A 22800-nucleotide genomic window follows, 5' to 3' on the forward strand; every position below is an offset into this window, starting at 1 on the left:
TGACGACCGTGCTTTCGGAGCCAAACCAACACGGTACTTCTTCCTTGGATACCGTACCGCTTTTGTGCCTGTTTGTATGTCATTTCGCCTTTTTCTACCTGTTCAACCACAGATAATTTAAAGGCCATTGGGTAATCACGCTGCGAGCGTCTGCGTCGCTTGGGCTCTACCTTTTCCATAATAGGTCTCCAATGTGTAAACCTATTTCAGGACGGGTCATGCACTAAAAAAGTGCCCATAAGGTTTGGGTCGAGCTGGAGATAATTGTATAATTCCCGGCAATCACAGTGGTTAACACCATTATTGCTTTTTATTCAATAACTAAAATAGTTATCAAACCTAGAGTAAGTTGACCATAGTGCAGTCACGGCAACAATTACAAAAATTGATCTTTGCGATTATCGCCTGGTCGTTAGCCATGATGGCTTACGTGGCGTTTCGCTATGCTCAGGGTGACGACCGTCCCTACTGGGCCATCACAGCTGCCGATCTGACTACCCTATCCGTTTACATGGGCCTGATCTTTGGCTGTTTGCACTGGTTGTCTAACCTTATCTGCGACGTCAGCGGCATCCGGCGGCTTCCCTACGCGTTTATCGTGATCTTCAAAGGGCTATTCCTATTAATGGGAGCCCTGACTCTGGCCTACATCACCAACTGGCTTAACTCTTGGGACAACACCGAGCAGTTTGCCAGCACCCAGCAGATGCTGTCGGCTCACGTGCTTAATGCGCCCTCTGCCCAGACGCTGATCATCTATCTTGTGTTGGTACGCACCGGCCTGGCGTTTATCGAGCAGATGGGACTGTTGGTTGGTCCACGCATTCTGTTCAACATCGGCTTGGGTAAATACCACAAACCAAGATACGAAGATCGCCTATTCCTGTTTCTGGATATGGTGGGCTCCACCGCTCACGCCGAAGCCTTGGGCGACTACCGATTTAGCCGCCTGATTCAGGACAGTTTTGACTTACTTTCCGATGTGGTGACCCAGAACCATGGCGAGATCTATCGCTACATTGGTGATGCGGTAATGATCAGTTGGCCTCAGCGCCACAGACGTCGCGGCATGATGTGCTTAAACCTCTACTTTGACTTTGTGCAAACCCTGTATTGGAACCGCCATTACTTCCAGCAAGAGTATGGCTTTGTACCTAAGTTCAAAGCGGCCGCCCATGGCGGTAAAGTGGTTGCAGCGTTGGTGGGGGTGAACAAGCAGGAGATCAGTTTCTTCTCCGATGTTCTAAACACCTTGGCTCGCCTTCAGGACCAGTGTGGGCCACTGGGATGCCAGATGCTGATCTCAGATAAGGTGCTGGAGTCTTTGGATGAAGACGACCATCCATTTGAGCTGCTCTCCTTAGGACCCATTCGTCTCAAAGGAAAGCAGCATGAGGTTGAGGTGTTCTCTGTTACTCGCCCTTGCTCGGTAACAGACCCGCAATCATCTCCCCAAGAGTCCTAAAGGTTCTTAAGCGGCTAGTCGTTTGTCGCCACACCAAGCCAATCTCTCGATACGCTTCCTGACCTTCAGGAGCGTACGAGAGCAGCTCAGTTCCCTTTAAAATGCCGGAATCGATGGCCATCTGCGGCAGGAATGTGCTGCCTAAGCCGGAGTCCACCATCTGCACCAGAGTGTGCAAACTGGTTGCCGCGAACGGGTTAATCTTCTCGCGATTTTGCAGATTACAGGCTGAAATAGCGTGGCCGGTAATGCAGTGCTCACGCTGCAACAGGAAGATGCTCTCATCCGGCCAATCTTCGTAGCTCAGCTTGGATTGATGTTGAGCGTCTTTATGGATAACCACTTGGAAAGGGTCAATACCAACAGACATGGTATGGAAACCGGCGGTATCCACAGGCAGCGCCAGCAGCAAAAGATCTAACTCACCATTACCTAACATTGCCAGCAAGTTTTCCGTGGTGTCCTCACGAAGCAGCAAGGTCAAATCCGGATATTGATGCTGAGCCTCTTTCACAACGCGATTCAGCAAGAACGGGGCGATGGTAGGAATGCAACCTAAACGCAGGGTGCCCTTCATGGCATCGCCAGCGCTTTGGGCCATATCCGTGAGCTCTTGCACCTGAGCCAACAGCTCACGGGCACGGGCCACCACTTCTTCACCGGTTGCGGTGAACAGAAACGATTTATGATCGCGCTCAATCAATTGGCTGCCGATCTGCTCTTCCAAATTTTGGATACCACTGCTTAACGTAGATTGGCTAACGTGGCATGCTTTGGCCGCACGATTGAAGTTTTGAGCCTTGTGCAAATGCACTAGGTAGTACAGGTTTTTTAGGCTAGGAAGTCGCCGCATCGTTCTCTCCGGAACAATCGATTGTTTTAATCTATTTTATTCGATTTTACTAAAATTAATACCCCTCTATACTGCTTTCTATCAACGCAGTTTAACTAGATTAATAAATGGCGCGTTTCGATTAAGTTCGATAAGATTGTTGCCAGGATTAACCCCCTTTAAATAAGGAAATGAACATGTCCGTACTAGTAGGTCGCCCCGCTCCTGATTTCACCGCCGCTGCTGTTTTGGGTAACGGTGAGATTGTTGAAGACTTCAACCTGAAAACTGAAATTGAAGGTTCTAAAGCGGTTGTATTCTTCTACCCACTGGACTTCACTTTCGTTTGCCCATCTGAGCTGATCGCATTCGACAAGCGTTTTGAAGAGTTCCAAAAGCGTGGCGTTAAAGTTATCGGTGTATCCATCGATTCTCAGTTCAGCCACAACGCATGGCGTAACACCAAAATCGAAGACGGCGGCATCGGCCAGGTGAAATACCCTCTGGTAGCTGACGTTAAGCACGAAATTTGCAAAGCGTACGACGTTGAGCACCCAGAAGCTGGCGTGGCTTTCCGCGGTTCCTTCCTGATCGACTCCGAAGGCAACGTACGTCACCAGGTCGTTAACGATCTGCCTCTGGGCCGTAACATCGACGAGATGCTACGTATGGTTGACGCTCTGAACTTCCACGAGACTCACGGCGAAGTATGCCCAGCTCAGTGGGAAGAAGGTAAGAAAGGTATGGACGCATCTCCTAAGGGCGTTGCTGCTTTCCTATCTGAGAACACCGACGACCTATAAGTTGTCTTTCTCAGAGAAAATTACGGGGCCATTTGGCCCCGTTTTACGTTGTGTACGCTGATATCAGTCACGGTTCCTAAATCAGATTACCGCTACTCTTTATCACTGACTAAGGCCGCATCCACTAAGTCATCAATGGTCATGTGGAACGCTGGCACGCAGTGCTCCATAAACCAAGCGACCTCAGGCATCGAGTCGATAAATGGCTGCAGCGCCGCCATCACCTTGCGCTCAGTTCCCTCAAACTCCATATTGCCTGCACGCAGCTCCTGCACCGCTTTGGTGTAGGCTGACAACAGGTCCGCCGCTTTCACAAAGCGGGCAACCTCAGGGCTGTCTTCATGTTCAATCAAACCTTGATAGCTCTGCTGCAAGGGCTCGGGCAGAGTCGAAATCAGCATGTGTGAAGCGATGGCTTCCATCTGTCGACACAATGCCAGCATGCGCTTATCGCTGTATTTGATGCCACTGTTGACGTCTTCCGTTAACACTTCTGGCGCATCATGAAACAGGGCGACAACCGCCAAGTGGTTAGCATCCACCTTGGGCTCATCGACGAATACTCGGTTTCTCACCTCACCCAGCGCATGGGCAAACATCGCGACCTGAAAGCTGTGCTCCGCCACGTTTTCCGCACGAGTCGGGTTCGATTTCCCCCAACGGTGCACGTTCTGCATGCGTGACATTAATGCAAAAAAAACTGGTTGCATTCCACTCTCCTTAACTCAAAAAACTCACTGCTGAATCAATTTATTACGCTATCGATTTCCGCTCTGTCATCACTTTGCCGCAGAATTTCAGCAGATTCACCATTTATCTGCTAAACATAGAGCATAAACAGAAAGGAATGCTGGATTATCAAAGGATTGAAACTAATCACAGCGGTAACCTTATCGCTGTGTATCTGGCTGGGGCTGCCCCACCTGTTGTCGGATCATCAAACATATTATGCCGCTGCACCTGCTCATGTCAGTGTGGAGACCCTGCGCAGCAGCCATTGGCAAGCGGGCTCCCCTTGGAACCTCAACCAGCCACAGCTTTGGAAGCGCATGGATCTGTTGCCTGACTCGCCTTCCCAAGCTCTCACCCTTTCCGCAGGCTGGATTGGCGATGCGACCGTAATTGCATGGCAAAATGGGCAGACCATCTTTGCCCAAAGCCTGCACCTGAGTACCCCCGAAATCACTCCTCGAAGTCTCACCTTTAATGCGGTGCCAAATCAGCCCGTCACTCTGTTCTTCCATGGCCCTACGTCGGTGCAGATAACTCTGTCTGAGCCTTGGAGTGCAAATCTCCCTAGCTGGCTGCTTCCTGCGCTTATTGGCGTGATGCTCTCCCTGTGGTTGTGGCAACAGCTCACCGGCATCACCTTGGCCGATAAGATGGCGGTTAGCCACAGCCTGACTCAACTGCCTTTGTATTGGCTAGCCCTATTGGAATCCAGTCACCACATCAGCAGCACCAGCCTGTGGCTGATTCTCTATGCAGTACTACTGACTCAAAAACAGAGCTTGGAATCCTTAAAGCGCTCAGTGGTAAGTAAAGCCACCTGCATCTCGATCGGACTGCTCATTTTCATCTGCCCCCTGTGGCTGCTCAATTCACTGATGCCGCCGATGCTGTTGGCACTCACCCTGTGGCAACTGTTCGGCACCATCAAGCCCAAACCAAGAATGGCCAACTATTTTAAATATTGTGAAATTGCCAAACTGGTGTCGATCTGCATCGTGTTGGTTAGCAGCATTGAAGCCTGGCCGAGTCAGGAATCGCTCACATTGGCGGCGGCATTTGCGTGGTCTATGATCCATGGCAGCTTGCTACTGACCATCCTAGTTAAACAGCGAAGGCAGTTGCGGCAACTGCTCAAAGTCAGCCATCAACAACACCATTACCTGCTGCATCAGCACACTAAGGGCTACCAGCAGCGATTAAAAACACTTACCGATGCGCACCACTCTCTCGAGCTCAAATCTACCACCGATGCTCTGACCGGCATGAAAAACCGTGGCTACTTCGATGAACACTATGACATTGAGCTAAAGCGCGGCAAGCGTGAGCGTCAACCTTTTAGCCTATTGCTGATCGACCTAGACCACTTTAAACAGGTTAACGATAATTTTGGTCACGCCTGTGGCGACCAAGTGCTCAGTGAGATAAGTCAGATCTGCATCAAAAGCCTAAATCGGCCCAGTGATCGAATCTGCAGATACGGCGGCGAGGAGTTTGCGGTGCTGCTTCCCAATACGCCGCTAGAGGGGGCGCTTCACGTTGCCAGTCAGCTGCAACAAGCCATTAAGAGCCATTGTATTCTCTGGAAGGAACACAAACTTCGAGTCACGGCCAGCATGGGCGTTGCCACCTTATTACCGGATGATAGTCAATTACCGTCTCTGCTGGAGCGAGCCGATAAGGCATTGTACAAAGCCAAAACCGGTGGCCGAGATAGGCTGGAGCTTTATCCAGAACATCAAAATGCCAATGCGCTGAGTGAAGTTGGCTAACTCTCTGATACCGCGCTCGGTTGAGAAGCCAGAGGCATTAAGCAGCGCACGTGAGCGCCGCCCAATAACCGGCTCTCGCCAAGACTTATCTCGCCGCAGTAGCGCTGCAAAACTCGATTAACCACAAGCAAACCCAAGCGGCCGTCAAAGTTCTCCGAGATGCGCTCCAGAGAGAAGCCCTCATCAAACCCAGGTCCGCCATCGGCGACGGTCACAACCAAACGCCCATCGTGGCCATCGCGAACCGAGATGATCACTTCGCTGCCTCTTGGGCTCACCTTAATGGCGTTGTCCACCAGATTATCCAACACCGACTGCACCATCACTTCAGGAAGCGCAACATCCCCAAGGTGTGCGTTGCCCCGCAGGGTTAACCTAACGTCTCTTGCCAAACCGTACTGATAGAAACGGGCACAACTCATGGCCGCTTGACGATACAAGTTGCTGATACCAGCTATGGTCTCCGGACGGTTGAGTTCATTGAGCATACGGCCGTTGGTTACCATCATCTCTAGCTGGGCCAACTGACTGTGTAACTTTGTGGTGGACATCGACGCCCGATGAACCTGATCCTGGCAGCGCTGCAAACGGCTGCGCATCTTATCGGACAGCTGTGACAGAATCTGGTAGCGCTCCTGCTGAGTTTCCATCAGTTCTGTACGGTTGTTTTGCAAAGCCATCACCGTCGACTGCAGCTCTTCTGGCATGGTAGTCACGTCAGGAAGCGCTTTGTTCGGCGTATTCTTCAAGTGCTTACTCAAGCGTCTGAGTGGCCTGAGGTTAAAACCAACAATGATGCTACAGATAAACAGAGTAAACGGGGTAATCAGCAGCATCTGAGTGCCCCAACTGGCCCACATGGCATTTTCCATCATGCCGCGGCCAAGCGCGTGAGGATACCCCACTGTAAGGAACATCTGGTGCTGAACGCTGTATAGGGTGTAGGTGGTCCAAAGCTCACCATTGACCTGCTGCTCTGCAAAGCCAGCATCAATATTGGTAAAAACAGGCACCGAATCGCAAGGGACTCCGTTGACACTCAAGCAGTGATCGTCTTTCCAGATCTGGTATTGAACACGCTGGTCGTTATGAACCGTGTTACGCTCGACCGCTCCCCAGGGTGCGCGCACCACTAAATCCAATTGATCAAAGCGTTTGGCAGTCAAACTGACTACCCGCTGAATGTCAGAGGAGTCTGATTCATTGAGAAGCTGCAACATGGTACGGGCACGCTGAGCTAAGCTACCCATCGCCAGTTGGTGGTAATAGTTCTTGGCAGTGAACAGTGAGTTAGCAAACCCAAGGCTGCTGGTAATCAAAACCAGCGCCGTCAACCAAAGAATTAGGTTGGTGCGTATCGATCTCATCCCTGAAAACACTTGTCGTTAATAGGCGCTGCCGTGACGGCTCGCTTCATGGCCAAATTCCAAGCTGCGTATTCTGCCAGTGTTCATCGAAAAAAACGTCGTAAATGATCACAGTTCTTACCGCCTCCGAATGCAATTCGGCCTATATAAACAGCTTACTTTAGCATTGAATGGAATCAACCCCCGTTGAACCATGTTGTTCTCCGCAGTCTGTATTTTCATCATTGCGGTGATAATTTTGCCCTTTATTTCTTCTTAACAGTCGACAATTAGAGACAAATTCGACCTAACAGAGATATTTTTAAGACGAATTTAAACCTTTTGCTCCGATGCCCCTGTCTAATCCATTAGATTAAGCAAGTCACCCATTACAAGGAACGTCAGTGAGCCAACACCTACAGACACAGCCCCAAAGCGGTCCACCCCTTGATCAATTGATCAAGCTGGCGCAGCACGGTGACCGACACGCCTTTGAAGCGATTTATCGACAAACGCTAGGGAGAACCTACGGGTTGTGCTTGAGACTGTGCGCCACCGCCAGCCAAGCGGAGGAGGCCACTCAGGAGGTTTACATTCGGCTGTGGCAAAAACTGCCACTGTTTAAGTTCGATGCTCAGTTCACCACCTGGCTGCACCGCTTAACCCTGAATCACACCCTTAACTACCTAAAGGGCCAACCTAAACTGCAGGCGATTGAGACCGAAGTCGAACCTCAACAGCCACAACAGGACGACAACCTGCTTGAAAGGGCACTCCATAAACTGCCGGAAAAAGCCCGCCTAGTCTTCGTGCTAAAAGCGATAGAGGGCTACCAACACAACGAGATCGCCACCTTGCTGAACATTAATTCGGGCACCAGCAAAGCCCAGTACCATCGAGCCCGACAACTGCTTCAGGAGATGCTGTCATGAATGATCGCCTCGACCAGCTTATTGAAGGCTTGCCGCAAGAGCGACAGCCTCACCATGATCTATGGCCCAATATTGAGGCCCAGTTGGATCGCGCCCCCGTTGAACCTCCAGTGGCGCCTTCAAAGTCAGCGCCCCGCTCTTGGGTAACCTGGGCACTGGCCGCCAGCGTGATTGTGTGCAGCAGCGCCAGTTTTTGGCTTGGCAGCCAACAAGGCCTATCCCAAGGTCAGCAGCTTATCGCCACCTTAGCGGCACAGCATCAAATTCAGCTCAACAACCTCAAGGAGCGTCAGCAAAGCTTCAGGCACTCCGGTTATGCTGCCAATGCCGAACAGGCCGGCCTCGACAGTTTACGGGAAACCGCCCAAGAGCTGCGTCAGGCGCTTGAGCAAGATCCCGCAGATACCCAACTGCTCACTCTGTGGCTGTCTGTGCAACAGCGTGAATTGCAACTGATTCAAAATCAACAACACCGCCAGCAACGGCTCCAGCAACTTTAAGGAAGGAGAGACCATGAGAATGTTCACTTTAGCCGCCAGTTTTATGGCATTTGGCCTACCGGCATTCGCCGGTGAGATGATTGATAGTCAGGTCGACATCAAAGGGATTAAGCAGATTGAGCTGGTGGTGCCCAGCGGCAACGTTGTGGTGCGCGGTGGCGATAATCAACAGATTCAGATCACCGGCGAGCTGGCTCCCAGTGCCAAAGAGTGGGTATTTGAAAAGCAGGGTAACAAACTGGTGGCGGAAGTTCGCATGCCCAAAAACTGGGATCACGATGAGCCCGGTTCCTCCATCGACGTTAGCCTTCCGGTGAACATCAGCCTTGATGCTGAGGGCGTCACCACCAGCTTTGCCATCAACAATCTCAAAGGCGACCTAGAGGTAGGCACCGTCACCGGCAAACTGACCTTAAACTCCATCAAAGGTGACGTTGAAGCGGAAAGCGTCAGCGGCAACATTGTCGCCACCCAGCTCGATGGAGAGATTGAGTTGGCCAGTGTCAGCGGCGAAATTACCGGTGAACGCCTCATGGGCAAAGGCGACTATGCCAGTGTCAGCGGCGATCTCACCCTGCTGCAGGTTGGCCCAGAAGTGGACGTTGAAACTGTCTCCGGCGACATCAAACTGCAAAGCCCAAGCTTGAATCAGCTGAGTCTGGAAACGGTTTCCGGCAGCATCGATGCAAATGTGCTGCAGCTGATCAACGACGCGGAAATTGAAGTGGACACCGTCAGCGGCAGTGTTGCCCTGCACCTACCACAAAGCGCGGTTTTGAAGATGAAACTGGAAACTGGCCCCGGTGGCAAAATCGTCAACAAGCTCAATGACGCCAGCATCGACATCAGCAAATATTCCCGCTCCGCATCGATGCGATTTGAACCGCGCAACAGCCAAGGGCAACTGGAGCTGCATACCATCAGCGGCACCCTGACCCTATCCCCAAGCAGCAATCAATTGTAACCATGATTGCGAGTCTGCTGTGGTACCCTTAGCGCCATGACAGACTCAACTCAATTTGGTGCGGCCCATGACTGGGCCGCACTGGGTAACGACATCAAAACTTGGGGCCAGCAGCTCGGATTTAGCGCCGTCGGCATCACTCGCCTGGATCTCAAACAGGAACAGCCCGCTCTCAACGCTTGGCTAGAGAAGCGCTACCATGGCGAGATGGACTACATGGCTCGCAATGTAGAGATGCGAACCCAGCCAGATCTGCTGCACCCTGGCAGCGTCACCGCCATCGTGGTGCGGTTGGATTACCTTCCTCCCAATGCCCGATTTGCCAAAGATCTTAACGACGATCAGTGTGGATTTATCAGCCGCTATGCCGGTGGCCGGGACTACCATAAACTGATGCGAAATCGCCTCAAACAGCTCGGCAATCGCATACGTGAGCAGATCGCCGATTACGATGGCCGCCCCTTTGTGGACTCCGCCCCGATTCTAGAGCGCCCACTGGCACAACAGGCTGGACTTGGCTGGGTTGGTAAACACTCACTGCTGCTCAATCGCGATAGTGGCAGCTGGTTTTTCATTGGTGAACTACTCACCAACCTCCCTCTGCCCGTCGACGAGCCCTATCAAGGCGATTGCGGCAGCTGTAAAGCCTGCCTCACCCTCTGCCCCACGGCTGCCATTGTCGAGCCCTATGTGGTGGATGCCAAACGCTGCATCTCCTACCTCACCATCGAATCCGATGGCCCGATTCCAGAAGCACTGCGCCCAGCGCTGGGCAATCGCATCTATGGTTGTGATGACTGCCAATTAGCCTGCCCCAATAACCGAGACGCCCCACTGACCCAAGAGAGCGACTTTCATACCCGCTCGCCACTGACTCAGCCCAAACTGCTGGATCTGTGGCGCTGGAGTGAAGCGGAGTTTCTCAAGGCCACCGAAGGCTCTCCCATTCGTCGAATCGGGTTTATTCGCTGGCGCCGAAACCTCGCCGTCGCCCTAGGCAATGCCAGTGCGGACCCGCAGATCATCGATGCCCTACAGCAAGGTTTTGGCGAAGCTGGAGAGATGGTGGATGAGCACATCCGCTGGGCACTGGCGCGCCAGCAGCAAGGCTTGGGAACTAAGACCAAACAGCAGCAGCGATTGATCCGCATCGTTGAAAAGGGATTAAGCCGTGACGCTTAACCAATTTGTTTGTACGTTGTTAGAAACCACTCCGAATAGGAACGTCGCCTAATGAATCTCACCACCTACCCGGCGCTGCTGGTCAAGCAGGTCCATGAACTGGCAGAGCTGATTGGTTTCGAGTCTCGAAACAAGTATGAAGTGCAAGACCCAGAGGGACGTGCCATTGCTTACGCCGCCGAACAGAGCAGCGGCCTAGGTGGCACCATCGCTCGGCAATTTTTAGGCCATTGGCGCCGCTTCGACATTACCCTATTTGATTACCACAGCCGCCGGCCATTTCTTCATGCACACCATCCATTTCGTTGGTTTTTCCAACGATTAGAAGTTCGCACTGAGGATGGCCGTTATCTGGGCGCGCTGCAGCAGCGCTTTGCCATTTTCAGCAAGTCCTTTGATGTGCAAGATGCCCACGGCCGCGTGGTGCTCAAGGTCTCCTCGCCGTTCTGGCGCATCTGGACCTTTAAATTCACCCATCAAGGACAGCAGCGAGCGATGATCGCCAAGAAGTGGTCCGGACTATTGGCAGAAGCCTTCACCGATAAAGACAATTTTCTAGTGGACTATCAAGATCCGCAGCTGGATAACGACACTCGCATGCTGCTTCTGGCTGCCGCGCTGTTCATCGACCTTCAGTATTTTGAAAAGAAAGCAGATAGTTGATTTGAATATAGTTTTCTTATTTTTCGGACGAAATTTTCAGAGCTGCATCACAGTTCATCTCGATTAACAATCGTACTATGACTGCGTCTGTTATATGTTTTCTTAAGTCAAAACGTCTGCTCACGCAGGCGTTTTTTTTGCTTAAAATTTGGGATCAAAGCAGCATGGTGTCATCAATAGCGATGAACTTGGTTGCCGCCATAATCAACGCATTGGCGGTTAACTCCGAAACCCCAAACACCTGAGTTTCACACCCATAGAGCTCGACCTTTTTCAGCAGCAGGTCAAAATCCCCATCGCCAGACAACAGCACAATGGTGTCAACATTCGGAGCGGCATCCAGCACATCAATGGTGATGCCCACATCCCAATCGCCTTTGGCACTGCCATCGGCTCGTTGGATATAAGGTTTAAGCTTCACATCAAAGCCAATGTGCTTAAGAGCATCCTGGAATTTTCGCTGGCCGTCATCCCCTTTATCGGTGGCGTACGCCACCGCCTGCACCAACTCGCCCTCAAGGTTGAGTTGTTGCCACAAACGACGGTAGTTGAACTGACGGCCAAAAGTGTGGCGGCAGGTGTAGTAGATGTTCTGCACATCCACAAAAACAGCAATACGCTTCAAAGGGTTATCCTTATTTCTAACGAAGCAATAAGTAATGTATCCACCTTAATGCCCTCGCTGCACAATTTCTAGCTTCAACTTCAAAGCTCGACGATTTGTCCAGAAAAAGTCGCTCGCCATTGAGTTGGTGACACTGAAAACGCCTGTTTAAAGTGCTTTCGAAACACACTTTCACAACCAAAACCCGACAACTCCGCGATTTGAGGAATGGCTCCGTTGGTGCTCTCCAGTAATTTTTGACTATGGTGCAACCGCTGACTCAACAACCACTGCTGAAAACTGGTGCCCATGCGCGCCTTAAAATGCCGAGTGAAGCTGCGGCGACTCATGGCGCAGCGTTTGGCCACCTCATCCAACGTATAACTGGCATCTAAATGAGCCAGCACCTCATCCAACACCACAGACAACTCGGTTTTCGGTAAAGCTCGGCTGGGCATGGGAGCCGGAATGTACTGCTGCTGACCACCAAACCGATAAGGCGCTGTCACCATGATGCGCGATAGGTGAGTGGCAACCTCGCCCCCCACCCGAGTGCGAACCAAGTGCAAACAGCAATCTAAGGCCGCGGCAATTCCGGCGGAGGTCACCAATTGCCCTTCGTCGATGTAGAGGGGGCTAGGATCAAGGCCAACCTCTGGGTAGCGTTTAGCAAACGCCTCAGCCACGCCCCAGTGAGTGGTAGCCCTGCGGCCATCCAGCAGCCCTGTCTGCGCTAACACACAAGCACCTAAGCAGAGCCCAACCAAGGTTGCCCCCCGAGAATACGCGGCTCTTAATTGTGGCAGCAACGCCTCTGGCGCTGGCTGCGCCACATCAGGCCAACTAGGAGCAATGATCAGCTCTGCTTGGGCTAACAGCTGGATTTGCCGCGACGTCAGGGGCTGATTGACCACCTCGGTATCCAGTGCCCCTAGATCTAGCGTATCGAGAATGAAGGGATTATCGATACCAACAAAAGCATCGTGCAGCACCAAGTTGGGCACCGCCAGATGAAAGGCGCTGATGCCCTCAAAAGACAAGATCACCACCCGAATGGGTCGATTCGCTGTGTTCATGACGTCTCGCTTCTCTCCTCGCCATTAAGTTGGCCCGATATGAGCGAATTATGGCATTAAGGCCAGTTTCGAGCCAGAGCCCGACTAGGCAAAATTGAGTCCATGATTTTGAACCGCGGCCTACACTTATCCGCGCCGGCTAATAACTGGGGTAACACCATGAAAGTACACCATCTGCGAAGCGCCACTTTTATCATCGAATCTGGGGAGCACTTCATCCTCATCGATCCTATGCTGGGCAAAAAAGGCTCCATGCCCCCATTCTCCGTCTTTCGCTTTAAGGCGGAGAAAAACCCCACGGTGGACCTTCCCGCCAATGCCGACCAACTGCTCGACAAGGTGACCCATTGCATCATCACCCACAGCCAAACATTTGGATTCAAACCTTTGCAGCACGGCGATCATCTCGACCCCGCCGGTGAGACGTTTTTGCGTCAACGCAATATTCCCGTCATCACCCCAGCAAAAGACAAAGCCTACCTAGAGAAATACGGCATGACCGTCAGCCACGGTGTTGCGCCTTGGCAAACCGTCGCCATTGCTGGAGGCAAGGTCACCGCAGTACCCAGCCAACATGGGCACGGCTGGATCCACAAGGTTATGGCCAACGGCGCTGGATTCCTGATTGAACTCGAAGGAGAGCCGTCAATCTTTGTCAGTGGCGATACCGTCCTCACCGATGAGATCCGCCGCGCCCTAACCGAACTCAAACCCGACTATGCGGTATTGGCTGCGGGACAAGCGCAGATGGACGTTGGCCAGCCCCTGTTGATGGCCAAATCGGAGATGATGGAGTTTATTGGCCTAGCCCCAGGAAAGGTGATTGCGAACCACATGGAAGCATTGAATCACTGCCCAGTCGACCGACGCGCTCTGCGCACCTTAGTGGCTGAGCAAGGCGTGGCTGATAAAGTGCTGATACCGGAAGATGGCGAAACCCTATCTTTGAGCTAACCCATTGGTAGCCATAGCTCTTATTTGCTCAAAGCCTGAGCAATCAACGTTCAACAGGGTTGCCGTTTGCACCGCCGCGATAAATACTGAGGCGGTCAACAATAATAAGGAGGTACCCCCGTGGAGATGAATCTCACCCTCAACCAAGCTCGAGTGATCGGCTGCCTATTGGAAAAAGAGACCACCACCCCTGACCTCTACCCCTTGACCCTAAACTCCCTAAAAGGAGCCTGTAATCAGAAGAGCAATCGCGACCCCGTATTGGCCCTCACCGACGGCGAGGTTCAGCACACCCTAAATGAGCTACTGGATCTGCGCTTGGTCAGTGAAGAGGGCGGCGCCCGCACCAGCAAATACAAACACCGTTTCTGCAACACCGCCTTTGGGGGCTTGAGCCTCACTGAACAAGAGCGTGCCTTGGTATGCGTGCTGCTGCTTCGTGGCCCACAAACCCCGGGTGAGCTTCGCGGGCGCACCAATCGCTTAGCCCAATTCACCGACGTGGCAGAAACCGATACGGTTCTCAAGCAGATGGCAGAGCGCCAGTTGGTGGTGCAACTGCCAAGGGAAGCTGGCAAACGGGAAGCCCGTTACGCCCACCTGTTTAGTGGCGAAGTGGAGATGACCACCACCGCTGACGTGATCGCCGACGACAAGGCTCGCATCAAAGAATTAGAACATGAAGTGCTGATCTTAAAAGCGGAGATTGAACGCCTAAAAGGCGAGTTATCCAGCTAGATTCAAATCTCTCAATCATGGGGCGGCAATAACACCGCCCTTTTTTTTACCTTCTGTAACCATTATTGAATCAGGCCTAAGCAATGGGCTAATGTAGTTTTCAAACCATTCTCATTACGAACAATAGGCTGACTGTGGATTCCATCACCCAAGCGGCATTAGGCGCGACTGTCGCCGGTGCCATTGCCGGCAAACGCTGTAACGGCAAAGTGTTATTGGCCGGCGCCCTGCTGGGCACCTTGCCGGATCTGGACGTGTTCATCGATTACGGAGACGACATCAGTAACACGGTAAAACACCGAGGTTTCTCCCATTCACTGCTGATACTGCTGCCGTTTTCGCTGCTGTTGGCTGCCCTCTGGCACAGGTACAGACCCGCAGAAGCTTGGTCGTTTTCTAGGGTTTGGCTGTTGATTGCCGCTGGCCTCATTACCCACCCGCTGCTGGATACCTTTACCAGTTACGGCACCCAACTGCTGTGGCCAATTCAAGGTTACTACTCCCTTTCGAGCGTGTTCATTATTGATCCCCTTTACACCCTGCCCCTGCTGTTTGCATTGGGGCTTGGATTGGCAAAACCTGAACGATTGAGCCGGTTTTGCTCGTTGGCGCTTGTCATTAGCAGCGCCTATTTGGGTTGGAGCCTGATGGCCAAGCAGCAGATTGAATCCCGAGCTTTGGCCAGTTTGCCACCGACTCATGTCGCCGCAGACAAGGTGTTTATCACCCCAACCCCTTTCAATACCCTGCTTTGGCGCATCGTCGTCCTTGAGGAAGACCGCTACTGGGAGGGATTAGCCTCAGTTATGGATGCCGACACCAAGATTCGTTTTTTAGAACAACATCGTGGTCACTGGCCTCTGGCGCAGCCCTCAGCGAGTCTCAATGATCTTCGCCGATTTACCGATGATTTTGTTCGCTACGATGTCGATAACGGCAAACTGATCGTCACGGATCTGCGTTTGGGAATGATGGGCAATCTGGCGTTTCAATTTCAATTTGCCGAGCAGGACGCCCAAGGGCAGTGGCAACCACAACTGCCTGTGCGCCTGCCTAGAGCAGAGATTCAAGGCGACCCAACGCGATTAATTGATCGAGCCTTAGGGGCTCAGAACATCAACGCCCAGCTCGAGATCTGCTCTGCCAATTGCTAACCGCGATAAATGGCGGAGCCATCAGGCCCTGCCACTAGCTCCACTTTCGGCGCTTTCCAACCCCATGAGACCACCCATCGAGTCAGTCGATAGGTTCCATAGATTTCCATTTTTTTGTCCGTGATACACCTATGGTCAACACAAAACTGAGACCTAAAAAGGCTGATCACAATGAAAAACTCTCATCTACACGCTGACCTTGCTGTCCACAACGCGTACGTGCTTCCCATGGGCGGCCATGACCCCATTGCTGACGGAACGGTGCTAATAAAAGACAAAAAGATCCTAGCAATTGGCAATCAACACACCCTTCCCTCTTGGAGTGCCAACCGCAGCATTGATGCCTGCGGAAACTGTGTCATGCCGGGCTTTGTAAATAGCCACACCCACATCGCCTCCAATGTGCTTTTAAGGGGACTTAACGAAGATGCCAAGTTATTTGAGTGGCTCAAACACATGTGGAAGCTCAAACAAAATTTCGATCCTGAAATTCTCTATTGGGCCAGTCTAGCGGGATTGATCGAGATGGTTAAAGCGGGCACAACCTGCTTTAACGAGCACTTCGATGCCTATGCGGTTGCTCCCCAAATTCAGGCGCTTGAAACCCTGCCCCTTAGGGCGACTTTGGGTCATGGTTTTGCCGACCGCGGACTGTACGCCAGCATAACCAATGCATCGTGGAAAACTCTGGATTCTTTTGCTGATGAGGTTGACGCCCACCACCTTAGCCAAGAAGGAAGGCTGCATCTGGCTTTATCTCCCCATGCGACTTACTCCTGCGGAGAAAAAATGTGGCGTCTGAGTCGCCAGGTGGCCAATCAATTAGGCATCAGCATCCACACCCACCTAGCGGAAGGCGTTCAGGAGCTCAGTTACGTTGGAGAACAGTATGGCACCACTCCTACCCAATGGCTGGCCAGCCTTGGGGTATTGGGACCTGATGTGACGCTAGCTCACTGCACCAAACTTAATGCTGAAGACATCCGGCTGCTGGCAGATACTGGAGCGAAGGTGGCTCATTGCCCAATTAGTAACGCCAAACTCTGCTCCGGCACCATGCCCATTAAAGAGATGCTGGCCGCAGGTGTTCATATCGGCCTCGCCACCGATGGGCCTGCCAGCCACAACACGTTGGATATGTTCCAAGAGATGAAATTCGCTGCCATCATCCACAAAAACAACAACACCGATCCTGAACTTCTGCCATTAAGACAGATGTTGGAGATGGCAACTCATCAGTCCGCTATCGCCATGCACCGGCCGGAGACCGGCAGCCTCGACGTAGGCAAAGCCGCCGATCTAATTGTGGTCGACATTCAGCGAATGCATACCGCCCCTGTTTACGATCCCGAAGCCGCGCTGGTCTATTCGTCTCGCGCCGACGACGTACGCTACACCATCGTAGATGGCACCGTTTTGATGGATAACGGCACGGTTCTGGGAGTGGATGAACTAACCGTAATGACGGAGCTACGTCAACGCGCCTTAAAACTAAAGCGAGACAGCTTGTAACTGCCCAGTTAGACCCAGTTTGGAGAATAACCATGCAACAACAGAATCTGACTCAGCCCGATTGCGTCGATGCGACCTTACCTCCACAAGAATCCGCCGCATTAGCGTTTCAGCATATGCTGGCCAGTTACGCCAGTCTCATCGTCACCCCCATGGTGTTAGCGGGAGCGTTAGGCTGGTCCGTAGACACCACCATTTTTATGCTCAGCGCCTGCTTGATCACCAGCGGCCTCTGCACTCTCCTGCAATGTATCGGCATTGGCCAGATAGGCATTCGGCTACCTGTGGTGCAAGGGACAACGGTCGCCACCATCCCCGCCTTGATAATGATCGGAGCCAATGACGGCTTTACCGCCATGTTTGGTGCCACCATCATTGCCGGAGGGTTTACCTTCCTGATCGCCCCTTGGTGGAGCAAGCTATTGCGCTTCTTTCCTCCCCTAGTGACCGGCACGGTCATCGTCATTATTGGCCTCGCGCTATTTCCTGTCGCCGTAATGTGGATGAGCGGAGGTCAAGGTTTTGGCGAGCAACGGGTTGCCATTGAAGACATTATCTTGGGGATCTCTACCTTATTGATCATCATGGCAGTAATGCGCTGGGGAAAAGGCTTCATCAGCCGAATCGCGATTCTCATCGGCTTGGTATCCGGCACTTTGCTAGGCGTATTATTGGGAAAAGTTGACTTCGCCAATGTCGCTAACGCCCAGTGGTTCGGAATCATCACACCATTTGCCATGGGATTTCCCACCTTTAAGTTGAGCGCCATTTTAGCGGTGTTGGTCTCCATGATTGTAACTATGGTGGAGTCCACTGGGGACTACATCGCCGTTGGTGCCGTTTGCGACCGCGAGATCAAGAAAAAGCACATTGCAGCGGGGTTAAGAGCCGAAGGGCTAGGCACCATTCTTGGTGGCGTACTTAACTCTTTTCCCTACACCACCTACGCACAAAACATCGGGGTGTTGCGGGTGTCTGGCGTACGCAGTCGTTGGGTGGTTGCTCTATGTGGCGGCTTCTTGGCTCTGCTGGGGTTCTTTCCTAAATTGTCGGCCATTGCCGCTTGCGTGCCTCTGGCAGTCCTAGGTGGCGCAGGACTGATCCTGTTTGGCAGTATTGCTTGTACCGGATTAAAAATCTTAAAACAGGTCGATTTTGACGATAACCATAACCTGATTGTGGTTGCTGTTAGCCTAGGTCTGGCGATGATGGTGGTATGTAACCCCACCTTTTTCAGCATCTTCCCTGATTGGGTTGAGATGCTACTAGGAAATGCCATCACTCTGGGCGGGCTGTCGGCTCTGGTTCTAAACTGCGTATTCAACGGCAGTTCACACCCAGAGGAGGCCTTAGAGGTAGCCCCTCACTAACTTTCTCTTTTCATCTATGGAGGGTGTGGCCGCCCTCCAGTCTTAAGGGGAGTCATGATTGATGCCCCGTTCAGATATGCGCTTTATCAACCACTCCGCCGCGGGGCCGCGACTGGTTTCCCGATTCCAGATCAGGTCAACCCCAACCTCCCAGAGAGTATGAGGGTAAGATTTCAATACCAGCTCTACCAACTTCCCGCTTCTCAGGTAAGGTTTAACAATATCCTCTGGCACCGCCGTCCACCCTTGGGCAGCCAAAGTCATCTTCAACAGGAACTCATAGCTGTCAGTGTAAAAACGCTGACAGGACTTTAGGTATTCCGACGTCAAAAGGTTACGCCCGTGAGGCGCAAAAATCAGTTGGCGAAAATTACTTAAGTCGGAAAAGCTAACCGGTTGCATGGCAACCAAGGGGTGGTCCTTTTCAACAACCTCAACCATTTTCAAGGTGCCAAGACGGCAAAACTCAACCCCCATCGGGTAATCCGGTCGAGTCAATATTAACGCCATATGGCACTCACCACTTAACACAGCTTCGATAGGGTTATACTCAGATGGCGTTGCGAGGTGCAGATTAACAAACGGAAAATATTGATAGAAATCAGCGATAGAATTTAGCAAGGTACGATCGGGAATGGCCGCGTCTACGATCACCGACAGTTCAGACTCAATATCAACCGCCAGCGCATTAAGCTTACCTTCTAGGTTATTAGATTGAGCAACGAGGGCGTTGATGTGCTCCAGCAGATCTTTGCCAACGTCAGTTAGCACAGGATACTTAGTACCGCGGTCAAATAACCGAATGCCCACTTCTTGTTCAATATTGCTGATCACCGAGGAGATGGTGGACTGTGCTTTTCCCAGCTTGCGAGCCGCAGCCGAAAACGAACCACTCTCTGCGGCCGCTTGGATGATCTTCATCTGTTCTAAGGTGATGGTCACAGGATTTCCATTTCTACCGCACCGACTCGAAATGCCATCATAAACCGAAACCCCGACCGCGAAACCGGGGCAACTCACAGAATTGATTTTATAAAAAAACCAATATGTGTCCGATAGTTATCATTAAACTCTCTTCTGCCAATAACTCTGTGGCTGTGGTTTGATTCTAATTTAGGGCAAGTTTGATTTCCCCATCATAGGGATCTGATAAACCGAGTCACTTCCTCAGCAAACACTTTCACTCGGTGTGGTCGGTAATGACGGGACGGGTATATCGCATACAGAATATTTTGATCGAAGGTTAGCTCATCGAATAGTCTTACAAAGTCGCTGCTGTTTTGATATCGCAAAGCACCTTCAGGCAAACAGGCAACTCCCATCCCTTCGCTTACCATGGTCGCGAGCACATCTGGAAGATCCGAACCGAACGTAACTTGTGTCGTAAACTCGCCACTTTGTCCTCGGCCATTGTCCCACCGAAAACTGCCTTGGTGATGGCTACTGTCCGTAAATAGAGCGAGGAAAGGATACTCCGCCAAATCATCAGGATCACTCGGCACTCCTCGTGCTTCAAGCAACTTTGGGCTGGCATAGAAATAACGCCGCCCTCGATACAATGGTTTGGCAACCAAAGAGGTGTCCACGGGCAAGTTCGGGCTGATGGCGATATCATAGTCATACAACGTTTCAATGCGGCGTCCAAAATTGGTTTTCAGACTGAATTCAATATCAGGATAACGGCGTAAAAAATCGGGTAAAAATCGCTCCGCCAAAATCGATGCCAACGAAGGGGGGGACATCAAACGAACTGGCCCAATAACGTGCTGGTCGTGACTTAACAGGTCTCGAATATTATCCGCTTCACCGAGCAGCAGCTCCGCACGCTGCAACATCAACGCTCCCTGACTGGTCAAGGAAAATTGCCTGCCTCCACGATGAAACAGTTCCGTATTGAACTCATCTTCTAATGACTTAACCTTGCGGCTTACCGAAGAGGTCGTCATATCCAATACTTCAGCCGCTCGGGCAATGCTCTGAGTTTTCGCAACCACAGAAAACACATTAAGAGTATCAAGATCCATACCATGACCGAGTCGTTAGTTGGTGGGAAAGGTCCAGAAAGAAGTCTACATGACTCACTAAGGGAGTTCGCCAGCCCTCTTCTCACAATTGCGCTTTACCAACTCCCTTACCCAGTAGTTATAAGGGATCCTAGCTGCAACCGAATTGCGTAAATGCCAGCCAGAACGACTGGCTGGCATTTTGCTCCCCATCAGAACCAATGTTATTGATTAGGATGGCAAGTCATGCAGGAGTATGGGTCTGGGAAGGTGTCACTGGTTCGCCAATCGGAATTGCCATACGTTTTCCGTTTCTCCAATGGCAGTTCACTGTAGTAGCTTGAATTATCAGCCACATCTTTGATTTCACGATGCCATTGAGGAGACGCTAATTTCACCGCATCCGCACAAGGCCCCTGCCAGCCATCAATATTGATGCCTTTTTGTTTCGTGGTACCAGAGCAGGCAACGTCATCAAAATAGAGCTGCTTAGAGGCTTCGCCGTGATTCGGCATTAATTTGTCTGATGAATGACACCAAAAACAGCGAGCCTGCTCTCCATGACCTTGAGGTGCGCCATTGCTGCCATGGCAGGAAGCGCAGTAATAGGGTTGAGTATCCGCGGGCAACGCAGGAGAGTCACCATCGAGGTGAATCTCATCTTGATTGTGGCACAAAGCACAATCAGCCACCTGCCAGCCGAAATGGGACTCATCCAAAGGGGCCTTCGCCTCTTTCACGTCGTAAATCGGAAATTGGCCATCAGGCCCATAGTTCCGATGTGCCATCTCCCATGCGTTCTCCATATTAGCAAACCAGTAAATACTCAAGAATTGCTGCGGCATCACCATAGGTAGGGTATCTAACATACGGTGGGTACTGACTCCGCCAAATAGCGTAAACCAGTTATCAATACAATCTTGAGCATTGGCGTCGCTGATGGAGCCATCCTGTTCCCGTAAAAACTGACACGCTCCATCGTAGAACCCACCATGCTGCACATCGCTGACTACCGGCCATTCTTTATTTGGGTTATAAAAGAAGTCGTTATAGGTAAAGTCCTCACCGCGCTTAATGCTCCATCCATAAAAGCCATGAGCCCGCTTTCCATCCACTTCTGTAATTGCGTATGAACCTACATTGGCATTAGTCGAGATCGTTGGCCAAAATGCAATGCCCATCTCGATGCCGTACTCATCATGCACGGTCAACGCAATGTCCATGGCAGTAATAACATCTTTCTGGAACACGTCAGGACGCAAATTGTAGGGTTTGACCTCCACTTGGGAAGCCAACACCTGATCGCCTCGGCCATCGCCAAAATCAACCCGCAACTCATCGATAACCACCTTATTCCCAGCGGCCTTAAACCGATCCACTTCCGCCTGTAAACCTTGATTTCGACGCTCGGTCATGGACACCGCTTCCGGCTGGAAACGAATGTGCATCCCCTGTTTCACCCAAAGTTCATCCATACGATCATAAAGCGGCTCAAATACTGGCTGACCATTACTTTTCTTGGCATCACCACCACTGTACAGCATTGAGGCATACCAATTTACACTGTCCTTTGAGTCCCCCTCATCATCGAAATCGCCATCATTATTGGCATCAAAAGAAGTTGTAAACTCATAGGTATTCAATGTTTTATTGAAGTCTCCTAGCGTGACCTCAAAATCATCTCGGATCGACGAAACATATAAAATGACGTCGAGTGCCGAATAATTCCCATCAACAAAAATATCGTCACGAACCGAACGCTCGGCAAAACGTTTAAGTTCAGCCGCACTGATCGTCATGGTGTAATCGGCGGCTCCTGGAGCCGGTTTAGCCGTCGTGCGGTTATGCTGCTTGTTGTAGTGGCCTAAGGGGTTTGCTCGCCCATATATCGGTCGAGTTGGGTCACTGGGATCGCCATTAACTCCAATCGCTGGCAAGTTGCTCAAATCCGCATCATCTGTACACATTTCTGGGTGTAGATCTGAACAGGGAAACCAGTGCCCTAAATACACGGTAATGGTGCCTTCCAATGAGGACTCCGGCGTTACTGCCACGTCCATCGCTTCATGAATTTTCTCTTGTGGTGTAGGCTCAATAGGAGCAGACGCAGCATCACTGTTTGAGTCCGAACCACAGCCGGACAAGGCCATTAACGACGAAAGCGCAATAGCCATAGGTAGTCTTTTAATTGTCATCATCAT

The 22800-nt window shown here is 51.5% G+C and carries 21 protein-coding genes and 1 pseudogene; 13 read left to right on the forward strand and 9 right to left on the reverse strand.

Annotated features, from left to right (window positions below; translation table 11 throughout):
* Nucleotides 1-179: pseudogene (locus FCL42_RS05005) on the reverse strand (helix-turn-helix domain-containing protein); the annotation flags it as partial.
* Nucleotides 180-358: 179 nt separating this feature from the next.
* On the opposite strand from FCL42_RS05005, the gene FCL42_RS05010 reads away from it, so the two are divergent.
* Nucleotides 359-1465: an adenylate/guanylate cyclase domain-containing protein gene (locus tag FCL42_RS05010; protein ID WP_136862299.1), complete on the forward strand. Its 1107-nt coding sequence runs from the start codon at nucleotides 359-361 to the stop codon at nucleotides 1463-1465.
* On the opposite strand, the gene FCL42_RS05015 is transcribed toward FCL42_RS05010, so the two are convergent.
* The gene (locus FCL42_RS05015; protein WP_136862300.1) at nucleotides 1413-2318 is read right to left on the reverse strand and encodes a hydrogen peroxide-inducible genes activator; all 906 of its coding nucleotides are present in this window, start codon (nucleotides 2316-2318) and stop codon (nucleotides 1413-1415) included. The genes FCL42_RS05010 and FCL42_RS05015 overlap by 53 nt on opposite strands.
* Before the next feature lie 176 nt (nucleotides 2319-2494).
* Here FCL42_RS05015 and FCL42_RS05020 point away from each other — a divergent pair, with 176 nt between their 5' ends.
* On the forward strand, nucleotides 2495-3100 hold the full coding sequence (locus tag FCL42_RS05020; RefSeq protein ID WP_136862301.1) for a peroxiredoxin C: 606 nt from the start codon (nucleotides 2495-2497) through the stop codon (nucleotides 3098-3100).
* Between the two features lie 92 nt (nucleotides 3101-3192).
* Here FCL42_RS05020 and yfbR read toward each other — a convergent pair whose 3' ends face one another.
* Nucleotides 3193-3810, reverse strand: a complete 618-nt coding sequence (gene yfbR, locus FCL42_RS05025; protein ID WP_136862302.1) for a 5'-deoxynucleotidase — start codon at nucleotides 3808-3810, stop codon at nucleotides 3193-3195.
* A gap of 156 nt (nucleotides 3811-3966) precedes the next feature.
* Here yfbR and FCL42_RS05030 point away from each other — a divergent pair, with 156 nt between their 5' ends.
* The gene (locus FCL42_RS05030; RefSeq protein ID WP_136862303.1) at nucleotides 3967-5601 is read left to right on the forward strand and encodes a GGDEF domain-containing protein; all 1635 of its coding nucleotides are present in this window, start codon (nucleotides 3967-3969) and stop codon (nucleotides 5599-5601) included.
* Here FCL42_RS05030 and FCL42_RS05035 read toward each other — a convergent pair.
* Nucleotides 5598-6968, reverse strand: a complete 1371-nt coding sequence (locus FCL42_RS05035; RefSeq protein WP_136862304.1) for an ATP-binding protein — start codon at nucleotides 6966-6968, stop codon at nucleotides 5598-5600. The two genes, FCL42_RS05030 and FCL42_RS05035, sit on opposite strands and share 4 nt — an antisense overlap.
* Before the next feature lie 383 nt (nucleotides 6969-7351).
* On the opposite strand from FCL42_RS05035, the gene FCL42_RS05040 reads away from it, so the two are divergent.
* Genes FCL42_RS05040 through FCL42_RS05060 form a run of 5 tightly spaced genes read left to right on the forward strand, consistent with a single transcriptional unit; the run spans nucleotide 7352 to nucleotide 11188 of the window.
* Nucleotides 7352-7879, forward strand: a complete 528-nt coding sequence (locus FCL42_RS05040; RefSeq protein WP_136862305.1) for an RNA polymerase sigma factor — start codon at nucleotides 7352-7354, stop codon at nucleotides 7877-7879.
* A complete protein-coding gene (locus FCL42_RS05045) occupies nucleotides 7876-8379 on the forward strand; it encodes a hypothetical protein (RefSeq protein ID WP_136862306.1) in 504 nt (167 codons plus the stop codon). The genes FCL42_RS05040 and FCL42_RS05045 overlap by 4 nt, the downstream gene beginning before the upstream one ends.
* A gap of 13 nt (nucleotides 8380-8392) precedes the next feature.
* Entirely contained in the window at nucleotides 8393-9343 is a 951-nt protein-coding gene (locus tag FCL42_RS05050; protein ID WP_136862307.1) for a DUF4097 family beta strand repeat-containing protein, read from the forward strand.
* Nucleotides 9344-9379: 36 nt separating this feature from the next.
* The gene (gene queG, locus FCL42_RS05055) at nucleotides 9380-10525 is read left to right on the forward strand and encodes a tRNA epoxyqueuosine(34) reductase QueG (protein WP_136862308.1); all 1146 of its coding nucleotides are present in this window, start codon (nucleotides 9380-9382) and stop codon (nucleotides 10523-10525) included.
* Nucleotides 10526-10576: 51 nt separating this feature from the next.
* The gene (locus FCL42_RS05060) at nucleotides 10577-11188 is read left to right on the forward strand and encodes a phospholipid scramblase-related protein (protein ID WP_136862309.1); all 612 of its coding nucleotides are present in this window, start codon (nucleotides 10577-10579) and stop codon (nucleotides 11186-11188) included.
* Between the two features lie 154 nt (nucleotides 11189-11342).
* Here the strand turns inward: FCL42_RS05060 and FCL42_RS05065 are convergent, their stop codons facing one another.
* The gene (locus FCL42_RS05065; RefSeq protein WP_136862310.1) at nucleotides 11343-11813 is read right to left on the reverse strand and encodes a LabA-like NYN domain-containing protein; all 471 of its coding nucleotides are present in this window, start codon (nucleotides 11811-11813) and stop codon (nucleotides 11343-11345) included.
* 80 nt (nucleotides 11814-11893) lie between these two features.
* Nucleotides 11894-12868 (reverse strand): GlxA family transcriptional regulator, encoded by a 975-nt coding sequence (locus tag FCL42_RS05070; RefSeq protein WP_136862311.1) that lies wholly within the window; start codon nucleotides 12866-12868, stop codon nucleotides 11894-11896.
* Nucleotides 12869-13027: 159 nt separating this feature from the next.
* On the opposite strand from FCL42_RS05070, the gene FCL42_RS05075 reads away from it, so the two are divergent.
* The 5 genes from FCL42_RS05075 to FCL42_RS05095 all read left to right on the forward strand — a co-directional run bounded on the left by FCL42_RS05075 (nucleotide 13028) and on the right by FCL42_RS05095 (nucleotide 18596).
* Entirely contained in the window at nucleotides 13028-13822 is a 795-nt protein-coding gene (locus FCL42_RS05075; RefSeq protein WP_136862312.1) for an MBL fold metallo-hydrolase, read from the forward strand.
* Nucleotides 13823-13948: 126 nt separating this feature from the next.
* Nucleotides 13949-14560: a YceH family protein gene (locus tag FCL42_RS05080; RefSeq protein WP_136862662.1), complete on the forward strand. Its 612-nt coding sequence runs from the start codon at nucleotides 13949-13951 to the stop codon at nucleotides 14558-14560.
* Between the two features lie 134 nt (nucleotides 14561-14694).
* Nucleotides 14695-15714: a metal-dependent hydrolase gene (locus tag FCL42_RS05085; protein ID WP_136862313.1), complete on the forward strand. Its 1020-nt coding sequence runs from the start codon at nucleotides 14695-14697 to the stop codon at nucleotides 15712-15714.
* A gap of 171 nt (nucleotides 15715-15885) precedes the next feature.
* Complete coding sequence (locus FCL42_RS05090) at nucleotides 15886-17226, forward strand: amidohydrolase (protein WP_205729229.1); 1341 nt, start codon at nucleotides 15886-15888, stop codon at nucleotides 17224-17226.
* Between the two features lie 32 nt (nucleotides 17227-17258).
* Nucleotides 17259-18596, forward strand: coding sequence for a nucleobase:cation symporter-2 family protein (locus FCL42_RS05095; RefSeq protein ID WP_136862314.1), 1338 nt, complete (start codon nucleotides 17259-17261; stop codon nucleotides 18594-18596).
* A gap of 42 nt (nucleotides 18597-18638) precedes the next feature.
* Here the strand turns inward: FCL42_RS05095 and FCL42_RS05100 are convergent, their stop codons facing one another.
* The 3 genes from FCL42_RS05100 to FCL42_RS05110 form a co-directional block, all read right to left on the reverse strand.
* Nucleotides 18639-19538, reverse strand: a complete 900-nt coding sequence (locus FCL42_RS05100; RefSeq protein WP_136862315.1) for a LysR family transcriptional regulator — start codon at nucleotides 19536-19538, stop codon at nucleotides 18639-18641.
* Nucleotides 19539-19732: 194 nt separating this feature from the next.
* Complete coding sequence (locus tag FCL42_RS05105) at nucleotides 19733-20620, reverse strand: LysR family transcriptional regulator (protein ID WP_136862316.1); 888 nt, start codon at nucleotides 20618-20620, stop codon at nucleotides 19733-19735.
* Nucleotides 20621-20823: 203 nt separating this feature from the next.
* Nucleotides 20824-22773: a hypothetical protein gene (locus FCL42_RS05110; RefSeq protein ID WP_136862317.1), complete on the reverse strand. Its 1950-nt coding sequence runs from the start codon at nucleotides 22771-22773 to the stop codon at nucleotides 20824-20826.
* Between the last annotated feature and the right edge of the window lie 27 nt (nucleotides 22774-22800).

The sequence above is a fragment of the Ferrimonas aestuarii genome, from assembly GCF_005116665.1.
In the GTDB taxonomy this organism is placed as follows: domain Bacteria; phylum Pseudomonadota; class Gammaproteobacteria; order Enterobacterales; family Shewanellaceae; genus Ferrimonas; species Ferrimonas aestuarii.

Excerpts from the sequence above, each read along its gene's own strand:
- FCL42_RS05015 (WP_136862300.1), bottom strand. The coding sequence starts at position 2,318 with ATGCGGCGACTTCCTAGCCTAAAAAACCTGTACTACCTAGTGCATTTG.
- FCL42_RS05020 (WP_136862301.1), top strand. The coding sequence starts at position 2,495 with ATGTCCGTACTAGTAGGTCGCCCCGCTCCTGATTTCACCGCCGCTGCT.
- yfbR (WP_136862302.1), bottom strand. The coding sequence starts at position 3,810 with ATGCAACCAGTTTTTTTTGCATTAATGTCACGCATGCAGAACGTGCAC.
- FCL42_RS05035 (WP_136862304.1), bottom strand. The coding sequence starts at position 6,968 with ATGAGATCGATACGCACCAACCTAATTCTTTGGTTGACGGCGCTGGTT.
- FCL42_RS05045 (WP_136862306.1), top strand. The coding sequence starts at position 7,876 with ATGAATGATCGCCTCGACCAGCTTATTGAAGGCTTGCCGCAAGAGCGA.
- FCL42_RS05050 (WP_136862307.1), top strand. The coding sequence starts at position 8,393 with ATGAGAATGTTCACTTTAGCCGCCAGTTTTATGGCATTTGGCCTACCG.
- queG (WP_136862308.1), top strand. The coding sequence starts at position 9,380 with ATGACAGACTCAACTCAATTTGGTGCGGCCCATGACTGGGCCGCACTG.
- FCL42_RS05060 (WP_136862309.1), top strand. The coding sequence starts at position 10,577 with ATGAATCTCACCACCTACCCGGCGCTGCTGGTCAAGCAGGTCCATGAA.
- FCL42_RS05070 (WP_136862311.1), bottom strand. The coding sequence starts at position 12,868 with ATGAACACAGCGAATCGACCCATTCGGGTGGTGATCTTGTCTTTTGAG.
- FCL42_RS05075 (WP_136862312.1), top strand. The coding sequence starts at position 13,028 with ATGAAAGTACACCATCTGCGAAGCGCCACTTTTATCATCGAATCTGGG.
- FCL42_RS05080 (WP_136862662.1), top strand. The coding sequence starts at position 13,949 with ATGAATCTCACCCTCAACCAAGCTCGAGTGATCGGCTGCCTATTGGAA.
- FCL42_RS05090 (WP_205729229.1), top strand. The coding sequence starts at position 15,886 with ATGAAAAACTCTCATCTACACGCTGACCTTGCTGTCCACAACGCGTAC.
- FCL42_RS05095 (WP_136862314.1), top strand. The coding sequence starts at position 17,259 with ATGCAACAACAGAATCTGACTCAGCCCGATTGCGTCGATGCGACCTTA.
- FCL42_RS05105 (WP_136862316.1), bottom strand. The coding sequence starts at position 20,620 with ATGGATCTTGATACTCTTAATGTGTTTTCTGTGGTTGCGAAAACTCAG.
- FCL42_RS05110 (WP_136862317.1), bottom strand. The coding sequence starts at position 22,773 with ATGGCTATTGCGCTTTCGTCGTTAATGGCCTTGTCCGGCTGTGGTTCG.